The 12,926-nt window shown below is 71.8% G+C and carries 13 protein-coding genes and 1 tRNA gene; 1 reads left to right on the forward strand and 13 read right to left on the reverse strand.

The genetic code is table 11. From position 1 onward, the window contains the following. Positions 1 to 48: 48 nt before the first annotated feature. The 11 genes from EDF23_RS11450 to EDF23_RS11500 form a co-directional block, all read right to left on the reverse strand. Positions 49 to 852, reverse strand: a complete 804-nt coding sequence (locus EDF23_RS11450; protein WP_131921716.1) for a glycoside hydrolase family 16 protein — start codon at positions 850 to 852, stop codon at positions 49 to 51. 196 nt (positions 853 to 1,048) lie between these two features. Further along, positions 1,049 to 1,121 (reverse strand) — tRNA-Thr (locus EDF23_RS11455). Between the two features lie 46 nt (positions 1,122 to 1,167). After that, positions 1,168 to 1,803, reverse strand: a complete 636-nt coding sequence (locus tag EDF23_RS11460; protein ID WP_111084208.1) for a TetR family transcriptional regulator — start codon at positions 1,801 to 1,803, stop codon at positions 1,168 to 1,170. A 48-nt stretch (positions 1,804 to 1,851) separates the two neighbouring features. Then, a complete protein-coding gene (locus EDF23_RS11465; RefSeq protein WP_123292158.1) occupies positions 1,852 to 2,994 on the reverse strand; it encodes a DNA polymerase III subunit delta' in 1,143 nt (380 codons plus the stop codon). A 61-nt stretch (positions 2,995 to 3,055) separates the two neighbouring features. Continuing rightward, the gene (gene tmk / locus EDF23_RS11470) at positions 3,056 to 3,691 is read right to left on the reverse strand and encodes a dTMP kinase (RefSeq protein ID WP_131921717.1); all 636 of its coding nucleotides are present in this window, start codon (positions 3,689 to 3,691) and stop codon (positions 3,056 to 3,058) included. After that, entirely contained in the window at positions 3,688 to 6,498 is a 2,811-nt protein-coding gene (gene topA, locus EDF23_RS11475; protein WP_131921718.1) for a type I DNA topoisomerase, read from the reverse strand. The genes tmk and topA overlap by 4 nt, the downstream gene beginning before the upstream one ends. Further along, entirely contained in the window at positions 6,474 to 6,923 is a 450-nt protein-coding gene (locus EDF23_RS19490; RefSeq protein ID WP_207895485.1) for a hypothetical protein, read from the reverse strand. Before EDF23_RS19490 ends, topA begins: the two co-directional genes overlap by 25 nt. 16 nt (positions 6,924 to 6,939) lie before the next feature. Continuing rightward, positions 6,940 to 7,302 (reverse strand): TadE family protein, encoded by a 363-nt coding sequence (locus EDF23_RS11485; RefSeq protein ID WP_131921719.1) that lies wholly within the window; start codon positions 7,300 to 7,302, stop codon positions 6,940 to 6,942. Next, positions 7,286 to 7,498 (reverse strand): DUF4244 domain-containing protein, encoded by a 213-nt coding sequence (locus tag EDF23_RS11490; RefSeq protein WP_131921720.1) that lies wholly within the window; start codon positions 7,496 to 7,498, stop codon positions 7,286 to 7,288. The genes EDF23_RS11485 and EDF23_RS11490 overlap by 17 nt, the downstream gene beginning before the upstream one ends. An 84-nt stretch (positions 7,499 to 7,582) precedes the next feature. Next, the gene (locus EDF23_RS11495; protein WP_165901106.1) at positions 7,583 to 8,383 is read right to left on the reverse strand and encodes a type II secretion system F family protein; all 801 of its coding nucleotides are present in this window, start codon (positions 8,381 to 8,383) and stop codon (positions 7,583 to 7,585) included. Between the two features lie 59 nt (positions 8,384 to 8,442). After that, entirely contained in the window at positions 8,443 to 9,582 is a 1,140-nt protein-coding gene (locus EDF23_RS11500) for a TadA family conjugal transfer-associated ATPase (protein WP_347812709.1), read from the reverse strand. 647 nt (positions 9,583 to 10,229) lie between these two features. Between EDF23_RS11500 and acs the strand changes: the two genes are divergently transcribed. Next, positions 10,230 to 12,182: an acetate--CoA ligase gene (gene acs, locus EDF23_RS11505; protein ID WP_131921723.1), complete on the forward strand. Its 1,953-nt coding sequence runs from the start codon at positions 10,230 to 10,232 to the stop codon at positions 12,180 to 12,182. 79 nt (positions 12,183 to 12,261) lie between these two features. Here acs and EDF23_RS11510 read toward each other — a convergent pair whose 3' ends face one another. Continuing rightward, positions 12,262 to 12,723, reverse strand: a complete 462-nt coding sequence (locus EDF23_RS11510; RefSeq protein WP_131921724.1) for a RidA family protein — start codon at positions 12,721 to 12,723, stop codon at positions 12,262 to 12,264. Then, positions 12,720 to 12,878, reverse strand: a complete 159-nt coding sequence (locus EDF23_RS11515; protein ID WP_017888699.1) for a DUF4177 domain-containing protein — start codon at positions 12,876 to 12,878, stop codon at positions 12,720 to 12,722. Before EDF23_RS11515 ends, EDF23_RS11510 begins: the two co-directional genes overlap by 4 nt. Between the last annotated feature and the right edge of the window lie 48 nt (positions 12,879 to 12,926).

The following is a 12,926-nucleotide window of genomic DNA, read 5'->3' on the forward strand; positions in this document are numbered from 1 at the left end:
AGGTCCGGCGCAGCCCCAGAACGGGGAGCGGGCCGGCGCGGCCCGGCGTCACTGCGCGTCGTAGGTGCGGACCCAGTCGATCTGCAGGTGGCCGGCCTTGCCCCAGTCGCCGACCTGCACCATGTAGCGGTGCGGGGTCGTCGGGACGTTCCGCGCGACCGTGAAGACGAGCTTGCCGTCGAGGTAGTAGTGGATCGCCCGCCCGGGGATCCACTCCGTCGTGTAGGTGTGCCAGTCCCGCCAGGACACCCGGGTGTTGTAGTTGTCCGACGCCTTTTCGTCCCCGGGCAGCATCGAGTGGTGGAACACCCGCGGCGAACCGTCGAAGTTGCCCTCCGGGTAGTTGAGTTCGCCGTCCGCCCAGTCGTTCGACGTCGGCCAGAGCATGATCGCTGCGCCGTTCTTGTCGCCGCCGGTGGCACGGGCGCGGACGCTGAACGACCCCCCGACGTGCGACCAGGCGTCCTCGGGCGTGCCGAACGTTCCGGCCGAACCGTGCTCGCCGTCGAGGGCGATGTCCATGTACCCGTCGTGCGCGCTGACCATCTTGCTCGAGTAGTACTTGCCGCCGGTGCCGTCCGGGTACGGCTGCCACGACTGCGCGTACGTCGCCGCGAACGGGCCGTTCGCCGCAGCCGGCGTGTCGAAGTCCACCGAGAAGGTCGGCGTCCGCCCGATGGTCGGATCGGTGGCCACCGTGGTCGGGTGCGGGGTCGGGCTCGCGCTGCTGCTCGATCCGCCGGCCGGGGCCGCCGATGACGTCGCCCGTGACTCCGGTACCGCGGCTGCCGTGATGGCCAGCGCAGCCGCCGCAGCAGCCACCAGGACGACGGTCGTCGCACGCTTGAACACGGTGCCTCCGTCGGTCGTCCGCCGAGGGGGTACGGGGCGGTGCAGGGTGGTCGGTCGCGGGGATCCCCGCGTCCTGACGAGGCTAACCCGCGCCCTCCCCCGCTGTCTGGTCCGGAGCCAAGGGGTGCGGTTTCCCGCAGATGCAGAAATCCCCGGTCAGGACCTGTTGCAGATCCGTGACCGGGGACGTGTTCTGAGCCGCCTGTCGGAATCGAACCGACGACCTATTCATTACGAGTGAATCGCTCTACCGACTGAGCTAAGGCGGCGCGCGCGCTCCGAACCCGGAGCGGCACGATCAATGACTATACAGGTTCAGACGAGTGAACGCGAAACGAGCACGCCGAGCTCGGCGAAGGACCTGCGGAGCTCGTCGACCAGGTGCGAACCGGCCTCGGACCCGGACCACTCCCACCACGCGTGCCGGAGCGCACCGAGCGCCACGATCGACGCCAGGCGCGCCCGACGACGGAGCGCATCGGGGTCCGCGGCGAGTTCGGGGTCCTCGCGTTCGAGCCGCCGGGCGACCGCCGCCTGGATCTCGGCCTGGAACTCCTTCATCGACTCCATGCGACGGCTGAAGAGTTCGGGGTTCGCCCGGAGCACCTGCTGCCGCTCCTCGATGAGTCCGCGTTCCTCGATGAGCTCCTGCGTCGAGTGGACGAGCAGTGCGCCGAGGTCCGACAGCAGGTCGCCGTCCGGTCCCCCGTCGACGAACTCCTGCAGCGCGGCGTCATCGGGCAGCTCCGGGTCGTCCCCGAGGATCGCCTGTTCCTTGCTCGGGAAGTAGTTGAAGAACGTGCGCGGTGAGACGTCGGCCCGACGCGAGATCTCGTCCACGGTGACCGCACCGAGGCCGTCCTCGATCGCGATGCGGAGCGCGGCCGCCTGGATGGCGCGGCGGGTGGCGCGGCGTTTCCGTTCGCGCAGGCCGGGTTCAGCGTCGGGCATGCCGTGATTGTCCCATGCCCCACTCGTCGCGGGGAGAGTCCGTCACGGTCAGTGGCGGACGCGGGCGATCGTGACGAGCAGCGCCTCGAGCGCGAGCAACGCCGCCACGTTCGCGGCGATCCGCTGCCGGGCGAGGGCGATCGCGTCGAGCACCTCGAGCGCCGCGGCCGGCGTGACCGACTGCAGGGCCTGGTCGAGGTGATCACGCATCGCCAGGTTGACGGGTTCCGCCGGGGCACCGAGACCGAGCAGGAGCAGGTCGCGGTACAGCGAGGACACGTCGACCAGGATGCGGTCGAGACCGTCGCGCAGGCTGCGGGTCGCACGGCGCTTCTGGTCGTCCTCGAGCAGCCGGAGCTGCGAGCGGAGGGCCGGCGGGATCGTCCCGCCGGGTTCGATGCCGAGCGATCGCAGTGCGGCGTCGCGTTCTTCGGAGTCGCGCTGCTGCGTGATCGCCTTGGCGTCTTCGTCGGCGACGGCGAGCAGGTCGGCGGCGGCCATCACGGCGTCGCCGACGCTCCGGACGCCGAGCACGGTCGTCAGGGTGCGGCGGCGACGATCGCGGGCGTCCTCGCTCGTCGCCAGGCGCTGCGCCATGCCGATGTGGCTCTGCGCCTGCCGTGCTGCGTCCATCGCGAGGGCGCGGTCGATGCCGGTGCGGGCGACGAGCAGGTCGGCGACGGACTCGATGCCGGGGACCCGGAGGCGTACGGAGCGGACGCGCGACCGGATGGTGGGCAGCAGGTCGGCTTCACTCGGGGCGCAGAGGATCCAGACGGTGCGCTCCGGAGGTTCTTCGAGCGCCTTGAGCAGCAGGTTCGAGGTGCGTTCCGTCATGCGGTCGGCGTCCTCGATGATGACGATGCGGTACCGCCCGACCGAGGGCGAGTAGTACGACGAGGTCACGAGCTGCCGGATCTCGTCGATCGTGATGATCACGCGCTGCGTCGTGAGCACCGACACGTCGGGATGGGTCTTCGCGGTGATCTGCTGCAGGGTGTGGTCGTCGTCGGGACCGTTGCCCACGAGGGCCGCGGCGAACGCCGTCGCCACGTTCGACCGGCCGGACCCGGGCGGCCCCGTGATCAACCACGAGTGCGTCATGCCGCCGGTGCCGTCGGTCGACTCCGCGGCGTTCCGGAGGGAGGCGACTGCTTCTTCCTGACCGGTCAGGCCGTCCCACACGCTCACGGGACCATCCTGTCAGCGACCACCGTCATGCGTGCTACCACCACCATGCGGGCGACCACGGTCATGCCGGGTCGATCGCGACGAGCGGGGCGACCGCGGCACGGACGGCACGCTGCACGTCCTCGGTGGATCCGCCGGCGTCGACCACCAGGAAGCGGTCGGGCTCGGCCGCCGCCATGTCCAGGAAGGCCCGTCGCACCGACTCGTGGAACGCCTCGGCCTCGGACTCCAGGCGGTCGAACGTGTCGCCACGGGCCGCGGCGACCCGGGCGCGTCCGACCGTCACGTCGAGGTCGAGCAGGATCGTCAGGTCCGGCGCCAGGCCGTCCGCCGCCCACTCCGACACCGAGCGGATGTGTTCGGCGCCGAGGCCGCGCGCAACGCCCTGGTAGGCGACCGACGAGTCGATGTACCGGTCCTGCAGCACGACCTCGTCGCGGGCGATCGCGGGACGCACGACCGTCTCGACGTGGTGCGCGCGGTCTGCCGCGTACAACAGCGCCTCGGCCCGGGGCGACACGTGCCCGCGCTCGTGCAGCACGATCTCGCGGATCCGGATGCCCAGGTCGGTGCCGCCGGGCTCGCGGGTGCGCAGGACGGTGCGGCCGTGCTCGACGAGCCACGCCGAGAGCAGCTCGGCCTGGGTCGTCTTGCCCGCGCCGTCGCCGCCCTCGAGCGTGATGAACCGTCCGGTCACTTCTTCTTCGCCGGCGCCCGTCGGGCCGGCGTCTTCTTCTTGACCGGTCCCTTGGCGCGCTTGTCCGCGATGAGCTGGACCGCCCGGGCGTGGTCGACGGCCTCGACGTCCTCGCCCTTCGGGATCGTCGCGTTCGTCTCGCCGTCGGTGACGTACGGGCCGAAGCGGCCGTCCTTCATCTTGATCGGCTTGCCGGACACGGGGTCCGCCTCGAACTCCTTGAGCGCGGAGCTCGCGGCACGGTTCCCGCCGTACTTCGGCTGCGAGAAGATCTCGAGCGCACCGGGGAGGTCGATGTCGAAGATCGCGTCCTCGCCCGGGAGCGTCCGGGTGTCCGTCCCCTTCTTCAGGTACGGGCCGTAGCGACCGTTCTGCGCGGTGATGTCGTTGCCGGTCTCCGGGTCCTGTCCGACGACGCGGGGCAGGTCGAGGAGCTTCAGCGCGGTCTCGAGGTCGACGGTCGCCGGGTCCATCGACTTGAAGAGCGAGGCGGTCCGTTCCTTGGGCGCCGCGGCCTTCTTCGTCGTCTTCTTCGCCGGGGCCTTCTTCGCCGGGGCCTTCTTGCCGGTCGTCGTCTCGGCGGGGGCCTCGGCTGCTACGGGCTCCGGGGCGGCGGCGGCGGCGTCGTCGACGACCTCGCCGGTCTTCGGGTCGACGGTGGGCTCGGGCTCCGGGGTGCGCTCCGTGACGTAGGGGCCGAAGCGGCCGTCCTTCGCCAGGACCTCCTTGCCCGTGTCCGGGTTGATGCCCACGACGCGGTCGCCGATGACGGGGGCGTCGACGAGTTCCTTGGCCTTCTCGACGGTCAGCTCGTCGGGTGCCAGGTCCTCGGGGACGTTGACGCGACGCGGCTTCTCCGGGTCGTCGCTCGGCACCTCGATGTAGGGGCCGTAACGACCGATCCGCAGGGTGAGGCCCGGTGCGAGCTCGACCGAGTTGATCTCACGCGCGTCGATCTCGCCGAGGTTGTCGATGACGGTCCGCAGGCCGCGCTGGTCGTCGTCGCCGCCACCGAAGTAGAAGCCCTTGAGCCAGTCGACCCGGTCGGCGTCGCCGCGCGCGATCCGGTCGAGGTCCTCTTCCATCTCGGCGGTGAAGTCGTACTCCACCAGTTCGCCGAAGTACTCCTCGAGCAACCGGACCACGCTGAACGCGATCCAGTTCGGCACGAGCTGGGTGCCGCGCAGGGACACGTAGCCGCGGTCGATGATCGTCGGGCTGATCGTCGGGTAGGTCGACGGACGCCCGATCCCGAGCTCTTCCAGCGTCTTGATGAGGCTGGCCTCGGTGAAGCGCGGCGGGGGCGTGGTGTCGTGCCCCTTCGCCAGCACGTCGTGCACCTCGAGGTGCTCGCCCTGCTTGACGTCGGGCAGTGCGACGTCCTGACCGGCACGTTCGCTCGACTCGTGGCGGTCTTCGTCGCGGCCTTCTTCGTAGGCGCTGAGGAACCCGCGGAAGGTGATGACGGTGCCGGACGCGGTGAACTCGGCGTCCGTGCCGTTCGCGGTCGACGTGATGCCCTCGACCGACTCGGCCGACGAGATACCGAGCACGATCGATGCGGTCGACCCCTTGGCGTCCGCCATCTGGGAGGCGACGGTGCGCTTCCAGATGAGGTCGTAGAGCCGCCACTCGACACCGGTGAGCGTGCCCTGGAGCTCCTGCGGAGTGCGGAAGGAGTCGCCCGAGGGACGGATCGCCTCGTGCGCCTCTTGCGCGTTCTTGCTCTTGCTCGCGTACAGACGGGGCTTGTCCGGCACGGTCGCGGCGCCGTACAGGTCGGCCGCCTGCTTGCGGGCCGCGTCGATCGCCTGCTTCGAGAGCGAGACCGAGTCGGTACGGATGTAGGTGATGTACCCGTTCTCGTACAGCGTCTGTGCTGCACGCGCCGTCTGCCGCGGCGACAGGCGCAGCTTGCGCGCTGACTCCTGCTGCAGGGTCGACGTGGTGAACGGTGCCGCCGGACGGCGGGTGTACGGCTTCGAGTCGACGCTGCGGACGGTGGCGTCCCCGGCACGCTCGAGCACGGTGGTCAGCGAGGCGGCTGCGGCCTCGTCGAGACGCACGACGTCACCGCTGAGCGCACCGCGGTCGTCGAAGTCACGCCCCGAGGCGACGCGGGTGCCCTGGATCCGGGCGAGTCGCGCCGAGAAGGAGGACTCCCCCGTCTTCTCGAACCGAGCGGAGAGGTCCCAGTAGTTCGCCGAGACGAAGGCGAGCCGCTCGCGTTCGCGGTCGACCACGAGCCGGGTCGCGGCGGACTGCACGCGACCGGCGGAGAGGCCGGGAGCGACCTTGCGCCACAGGACCGGCGAGACCTCGTACCCGTAGAGGCGGTCGAGGATGCGGCGGGTCTCCTGCGCGTCGACGAGGGCGGTGTCGAGCTCACGGGTGGCCTCCTGCGCACGCTGGATCGCCTCCTTCGTGATCTCGTGGAAGACCATCCGCTTGACGGGGACCTTCGGCTTGAGGACCTGGAGCAGGTGCCACGCGATCGCTTCACCCTCGCGGTCTTCATCTGTTGCGAGGTAGAGCTCGTCGGCATCCTTGAGCGCACGCTTGAGCTCGGCGACCGTCTTCTTCTTGGCGTCGGACACGACGTAGTACGGCTCGAAGCCGTTGTCGACGTCCACCGAGAACTTGCCCAGGGAGCCCTTCTTGAGCTCGGCCGGCAGGTTCTTGGGCTCGACGAGGTCGCGGATGTGTCCGACCGAGGCCTGGACTTCGTATCCGTCACCGAGGTATTGCGCGATCGTCTTCGCCTTCGCGGGGCTCTCGACGATCACGAGCTTCTTCGTGCCTGGCACGTGTCTCCTTGATCCGTGGTGCTGGTCGGCCCTGGACACGAACGTGTCCGGGTCGCCCGGGACATCGGTGACCGGTGGCCGACAGGCACACCATACACACCGTGGTCGGGGTGGTCGTCCGCCGGACCGGCGACCGCGGATGCGCCGACGGCGAACGGTCCGGAGCCGACGACCACCCGCACCCGGGCGGTCGCGGCGGCGAGGTCGCAGGCCACGAGGGCCGAGCCGTTCGCCCGTGCGACCCGCTCGGCGACGTCGCACGGCGAGCCGGTCAGGAGTCCGACGGAGGCCGCAGCGGCCGAGGTCGCGGCGGCGTCGGCGGCATCCCCGGCCCGGACCGCTTGCGTGCGGTGTCCGGCGGCGGCGAGCGCTGACGACGCGACGAGCACCCCGACGCCGAGGACGGCGGCGACGAGCACGGTCACCGAACCGCGCTCGGGGTCAGCGTCCCCCGGCCGCAGCACACGCCGTCGCCCGGAGCGGCAGCGCCGAGAACGGACCGGTGCCGCCGCGCGTGGCGTCGACGCACACCAGGTCGTCGGTGCGCCGGATCGTGACGGAGGATCCCGGCGCGATCCGCTCGGCGGCGGCGAGTCCGACGGCGTCGTCCCCGCGCCCGACGCCCCGCGCAGCCGCCGCGGCGGCCGACTGCAGGCGTCCTTGTCCGTCGACGACCAGCACGGCCGCGACGAGCAGGGTGAGGACGAGTGCGACGGCGGGCAGCACGACCGCGAACTCGACCGTGACCGAGCCCCGGTCGGAGTCCCGGTCGGAGCGCCGCTCGTGGTCACAGCGACAGGGCACCGCGGACGAGCTCGGTGAGGATGGTCTGCACCTCGCCCGAGCGCATGACGGCGACGAGCACGCCGGCGAACGCCACGGCGGCGAGGATGACGACCGCGTACTCGGCGGTCGCGGACCCCTGGTCGTCCTGCGCGACGACGCGGAGCCGGTCGACGACGCGGCTGGTGCGACGGATTCGGTTCGGGGTGGTGCTCATTTGTTCGTCCCTTCTGTTGCGGTGATCCCAGCGTGGCGCGTGGCCACCGCACGATCGGGGCCTCGAGCGGCATCTGTGGAGAGGTCATCGCGCACCGACGACGGTGGAGGAGAGGACGCCGACCACGACGGGGACCACCCCGACGAGCACGAACGCGGGCAGGACGCAGACACCGAGCGGCAGCACCAGTCGGACGGCCAGGCGCTCGGCTGCGGCGAGGCCGGCGGCAGCAGCATCGTCACGGACGTCCTCCGCGGCGCGGCGCAGTAGTCCTGCCGCGGGCACGCCCGCTCGCACGGCCAGGTCGAGGACCTCGCGCAGGCGAGCCACGTCGGCAGCCGGTGGGACGATCCCGTCGGCGGCACGACGGACCGCCTCGCCGGCGGCGATCCACGAACCACCGCCCGAGACGGCCACCGCCCAGGCGTCGAGGACGACCCCGGGCACGCGTCCGTCCGGCGTCGCCGACCGGACGAGCCGCGCGGTCCAGGCACGCCCGGACAGGACGAGCACGGCGGCGAGCGCCGAGCAGACCCAGCCGAGCGGCGAGCCCGTGAGGACCTGCACGGCTCCGGACCCCCACGCGGCCCCGAGTCCGAGGCCGAACAGCGGCAGCGCCAGGACGACGCGGGCGCTGGTGCGCGGGCCGGCGAGGGCGACCCGGATCGCCCGGTCCGACGCGGCCGATCGGCGGAGCGCGCCGGCGAGTGCCCCGAGCGTCTCCGCGACGGGGGCGCCGGTCCGGTCCGCGACCCGCAGGACGACGGCGATGTCCGCGGACGCGGGAGCGGTCCCTGCAGGGAGCCTGCCGACGAGCTCCCAGGCCCGCGGCGGCGGGACCCCGGCGGCGACGAGCGTCGCGACCCGGTCCAGGGTGCCGGCCACGCGCGCCGGGTCGAACGGCGCGGGACGCCGGACCCGACGTCCCAGGAGCGACCCCCTGCTCACGGTGCCCCGTCCACCGGGCGCACCCCGAGCCTCCCGTCCGACCCGACGTGGAACGCGCCCACCGCAGCGAGCCGTCGTCCGCCTGCCCGACGCTCGACGTGGAGCACCAGGTCGAACGCGCTGACCGCTTGTCGGGCGAGCGCCTCGACGCCGAGCCCGGCGAGGGCGCCGAGCGCCTCGAGCCGAGCGGCGACGTCAGCGACACCGTTCGCGTGCAAGGTGCCGGCACCCCCGTCGTGGCCCGTGTTCAGCGCGGACATGAGCTCGCGGACCTCGGCGCCCCGGCACTCCCCCACGACGATCCGGTCCGGGCGCATCCGCAGGGCCTCACGCACGAGCCGGTCGAGGCCGAGCGCGCCGACGCCCTCGGCGTTCGCCTGCCGCGCTTCGAGTGCGACCACGTGCGGGTGGGCGATGCGCAGCTCGGCGACGTCCTCGACCGTGACGATCCGCTCGTCGGCCGGGACGGCGCCGAGCATCGCGGCGAGCAAGGTGGTCTTGCCGCTGCCGGTGGCACCGGTGACCAGGACGTTGCGGCGCTGGTGCACGGCCGCCTCGACGACGGAGCGCGGAACGTGCTCGAAGGTGCCGGCGCGGTCGAGTGCGGCGAGGGTCGGCCGGTCTGGGTGTGGGAGCCGGATCGAGATCGCCGTGCCACCGACCGAGACCGGGGCGAGCACGACGTGCACCCGGATCCCGTCGCCGTGCCGGACGTCGGCGCACGGAGTGGTCTCGTCGACGTGGCGTCCGCCGAGCGCCACCAGCCGCGTGGCGAGCTCCCGGGTGCGCGCCTCGCTCAGGCGCGGCGCGGCGGCTTCGAGTCCGCCGCCACGGTCGGTCCAGGTGCCGACGCCGCCGACGACCAGGACGTCGGTGACCCCGGCGTCCGTCACGAGGCCGGCGAGTTCCTCGAACTCGACGACACCGTGCGTTCGACGCCGAAGGGCGGTGGCTGCAGCCGCGGGCGGAACAGGCCCGGCCCCGGGCGGGACAGGCCCGGCCCCGGGCAGAACGGACCCGGCCCCGGGCAGGAACGGTCCGGCCCTGGGCGGAACAGGCCCGGCCCCGGGCAGGAACGGCGTGGCACGGTGACGGTGCATGACGCCAGAGCGTAGGAGGAGAGCCGTTTTCGGCATCCGGTGCCACAACCAGCCTGTGGAGGGGTAGTGGCCGAAGGCACCAACGGACCGATTTGTCCCCCGAAACAGAAAGCCGTACCCCACTCGGCGAGGAGCGCCCGACGCAGCGCGACGACAGACCACACGAGCAGGTCCCCTCGCTCACGGGCACCGGGACGGAGTAGCAATTGCTACGAGCCCGTCAAACGTTCCATGCGTGAGCATGTACCGGTCTGTCCACTCGACCGGCGTGCCCGTGCGGATCGCCGTCGATCTTGGGCGGCCGGCGAGCGCTGATCGCTCGAGCCGGACCCCGGACAAAAGAAGAGGCGGCACCGGTTGGGGGGAACTGGTGCCGCCTGGACATCGAAGGATTGGGGGGAATCCGATTCGATGCCGCCGGAAACGAGTCCAGCAGGAACTACTGTACCCCACGATCCGCCCCTCGGGGCAACCCCCGACACGACCGCCGGGCGTGCCGCCGCGACCAGGACACACCGGCGTGCGCCGTCGCGGCCCCGCGCCCCCAGACCCGGGCCCGCCGCCGCCGCGGCCCGGCTCCCCCGCACCCGGGCACGCCGCTCGTCACGCAACCGCGCAGCGCACGGGCCGAGGGGTAGTCTCCGTGGCGCACCCTGAGGACGCAACGACGCGAAAGGACATCGATGTCCACTCCGACCCAGACCGACCACCGCGAGGACGACGGCGCCACCTTCCCGCCGACACCCGAGTTCGTCGCCGACGCCGTCGCGCACGAAGACCTGCACGAGGCCGCCGCCGCCGACCGCGAGGCCTTCTGGGCCGAGCAGTCCCGCAGCCTGCTCGACTGGCGCACCCCGTTCACGCAGACCCTCGACTGGTCCGGCGCCCCGTTCGCGAAGTGGTTCGCCGACGGCACGCTCAACGTGGCCGAGAACTGCCTCGACCGGCACGTCCGCGCAGGGAACGGCGATCGGGTGGCGATCCACTTCGAGGGCGCACCCGGCGACACCCGCCGGATCACCTACGCCGAACTCACCGCTGAGGTCCAGCGCGCCGCGAACATGCTCACCGACCTCGGCGTCGGGCAGGGCGACCGCGTCGTCGTCTACCTGCCGCTCATCCCCGAGGCCGTCGTGACGATGCTCGCCGTCGCCCGCATCGGCGCCGTGCACTCCGTCGTCTTCGGCGGGTTCAGCGCCGAGAGCCTCCGCGCCCGCATCGAGGACGCCGGCGCGAAGCTCGTCGTCACGGCGGACGGCGGCTGGCGCCGTGGCGCGGTGTCGGCGCTCAAGCCCGCGGTCGACGAGGCACTCGAGGGCGAGGGCACCGACAGCGTCGAGCACGTCCTGGTCGTCAAGCGCGGCGGCAACGAGATCGCCTGGAACGACCGTGACCTGTGGTGGCACGACGAGGTCGCGAAGGCCGCCCCGGAGCACACGCCAGAGGCCTTCCCCGCCGAGACCCCGCTGTTCATCCTGTACACCTCGGGCACGACCGGGAAGCCGAAGGGCATCGTGCACACCTCCGGCGGGTACCTGACCCAGGCGGCGTACACGCACAAGAACGTGTTCGACATGCACCCGGAGAAGGACGTCTACTGGTGCACCGCCGACATCGGCTGGATCACCGGGCACTCGTACGTCGTCTACGGCCCCCTGGCGAACGGCGTGACGCAGGTGCTCTACGAGGGCACGCCCGACGAGCCGAAGCCCGGCCGCTGGTGGGACATCGTCGACTCCTACGGCGTCACCGTTCTGTACACCGCGCCGACGGCGGTCCGTGCGGCGATGAAGGCCGGCCGCGAGATCCCCGAGGCGCGCAGTCTCGAGACCCTCCGTCTGCTCGGCAGCGTCGGCGAACCGATCAACCCCGAGGCGTGGAACTGGTACCGCCAGGTCATCGGCCACGACCGCACGCCCATCGTCGACACGTGGTGGCAGACCGAGACCGGCGCGATCATGATCTCCGCGCTGCCCGGCGTCACGAAGCTCAAGCCCGGCGCAGCGCAGACGCCGCTGCCCGGCATCGTCGCCGAGATCGTCGACGACGACGGCAACCGCGCCGACCCGGGAGAGAGCGGCTACCTCACGATCACGGAGCCGTGGCCGTCGATGGCGCGCGGCATCTGGGGCGACCCGGACCGCTTCGTCGAGACCTACTGGTCGCGGTTCCCGGGCCGGTACTTCGCAGGCGACGGAGCGCGGCTCGACGGTCAGGGCGACATCTGGATCCAGGGCCGCGTCGACGACGTCATGAACGTCTCCGGGCACCGCCTGTCGACGGCCGAGATCGAGTCCGCCCTGGTCGGGCACGAGGGCGTCGCCGAGGCCGCCGTCGTCGGAGCCGCCGACGAGACCACCGGACAGGCGGTCGTCGCGTACGTCATCCTGACCGCCGAGGCCGCCGCCGACGTCGACCGCGAATCGGCATCGACCGTACTCCGCAACTGGGTGGGCAAGCGCATCGGTGCGATCGCGAAGCCCCGCCAGGTGGTCATCGTCCCGGAGCTGCCCAAGACGCGCTCCGGCAAGATCATGCGGCGCCTGCTGCGCGACGCGGCCGAGGGGCGCCGCATCGGCGACACGACGACGCTGGCCGACCCGGCGATCATGGCGACCATCGCGGAACTCATGTAGTCCGTGTCACGCAGGTGGGGCCTCCAGTCCATGTCGGACGGGAGGCCCCACCTGCGTTCGCTTCACTGCTGACGGTCCGTCAAGACGTCAGTTCCACCACCAGCTCGACCTCCACAGGAGCGTCCAGCGGCAGCACCGCCACGCCCACCGCGCTGCGCGCGTGGACGCCGGCGTCACCGAAGACCTCGCCGACCAGGGTGGAGGCGCCGTTCGCGACCCCCGGCTGGCCCGTGAAGGACGGCTCCGACGCGACGAACACGGTGACCTTGACGACCCGGGCGACGCGGTCGAGCGACCCGGCGACCGACTCGACGGCGGCCAGGGCGTTGAGCGCGGCCACGCGGGCCTGCGCGGTGGCGGTCTCAGCGTCGACCGACGCTCCGACCTTGCCGGTGACGGGCAGAGCGCCGTCGACGAACGGCAGCTGGCCGGCCGTGTAGACGTACTGGCCGGTGACGACCGCGGGGACGTAGGCGGCGACGGGTGCTGCGACCGGCGGGAGCGTCAGCCCCAGCTCGGCGAGGCGGTCCGCGATGCTCATGCGTCGGCCTTCGGACGCTTGAGGTACGCGACGAGCCCACCCTCGGGGCCGGTGACGATCTGGACCAGCTCCCAGCCCTCGTCCCCGTAGTTGTTGAGGATGGCGGTGGTGTTGTGGATCATCAGGGGCGTGGTGAAGTACTCCCAGCGAGTCATGCGGTTCCTTGCCAGCCTTTCAGTCGTGGGTGTCGTTTAGGCTGCATC

Origin of the sequence: Curtobacterium sp. PhB128 (genome assembly GCF_004340725.1) — a bacterium.
Classification (GTDB): domain Bacteria; phylum Actinomycetota; class Actinomycetes; order Actinomycetales; family Microbacteriaceae; genus Curtobacterium.